Genomic DNA, 1263 nt, shown 5'->3' with positions numbered 1-1263 from the left:
TGTGATAAACTATTACCAAACTCACGAGGATTCAATGGCTGAAGTAGCGGCCCGCTTTGACATTTTACCGTCGCAGGTCTCTATTTGGCGTTCAATATTTGAACGGGAAGGAATTACGGCCTTGAATCCTCAGCCGAAAGGTAGGCCACCTAAAGTGAATCACCCTAAAAAACAACGGCGGCAGCTCGCACATCAAAGTGAGCTTGACCGCTTAAAAGAAGAATTAGCGAAGAAAAATCAGGAACTTTATGAAACCAAAATGGAACGCGACATCTTAAAAAAATCGCTGTCCCTGTTCGGACCCTTAAGGCCCGGAAGAAAACGCAAATAGTGGATCAGATCAGGGACGATCAAGCATCACTGCCTAAGAAACAACGCTATAAGATTGGCGATCTGCTCAAGACTATTATGCTTCCCAAGGCAACTTATCACGATGAGCGTAAACGGATTGCCAATCCTCATGATAAATATGCAAAAGCGAAGAAAATGATTCTTCAAATCGCACAACGTTTTAAGGTCCGAGGGCGTTGGACTGCGGGCTATCGCCGAATTCAAGCTGAATTAGATAAAATGGAATTACATTTGTCTGGCGATACAATTCGCAAACTAATGAGTGAATTGAACGTTCAAGTCAGTCTATATAACCGTCACCGTAACGGCAAATATTCGTCCTATCATGGCACGGTAGGCAAGATTGCGGCTAATAAATTGAACCAAAAATTTAATGCGCACCAACCTTACCAAGTTATTCATACGGATGTTACGCAAGTCCGGTTGGCTAACCATCAATGGGCTTATATTTCAGTGATGATTGATGAAGCCAGCCAAGAGATCCTGGCTTTCCAGCTTAGTACTAGCCCCAATAAAGAATTAATTATGCGCACCCTTGAAGAATTAACTGATAACTTACCTGATGGTGCCCAGCCTATCATTCATTCCGACCAGGGCTGGCATTATCAGTTAGCTTACTATACCCAAAAACTAGCGGATTATCACTTTGTTCAAAGTATGTCCCGCAAGGGAAACTGCTTGGATAACGCTCCGGTAGAAAGTTTCTTTCACCTGTACAAAACGGAATTACTGGCCGGCTTTCCACCGTGTAAAGATATTACAGAATTAAGGAAACTTTCTCAAAATTATATTCAATATTTTAATAATGTTAGAACGACTTTAAAAACAAAAGGCATGACTCCGGTTGAATACCGAAATCACGCCTTGGTAGCTTAATAATTTAATCTTGTCTAACTTTTGTCTTGCACTTCA

At 41.6% G+C, this 1263-nt stretch carries 2 protein-coding genes; both read left to right on the top strand.

Annotated elements, in window-relative coordinates; all coding sequences use genetic code 11:
- Positions 1-331 (top strand): helix-turn-helix domain-containing protein (locus A3O17_RS06315; protein WP_225354718.1); only part of this gene is annotated, 331 nt, incomplete at its 5' end.
- Positions 331-1227, top strand: a complete 897-nt coding sequence (locus tag A3O17_RS06310; protein ID WP_081255649.1) for an IS3 family transposase — start codon at positions 331-333, stop codon at positions 1225-1227. The genes A3O17_RS06315 and A3O17_RS06310, both read left to right, overlap by 1 nt.
- Positions 1228-1263 lie beyond the last annotated feature (36 nt).

The organism is Ligilactobacillus aviarius (genome assembly GCF_001654615.1).
Lineage (GTDB): Bacteria > Bacillota > Bacilli > Lactobacillales > Lactobacillaceae > Ligilactobacillus > Ligilactobacillus aviarius_B.
This window is presented reverse-complemented; position numbering and strand designations above follow the sequence as displayed.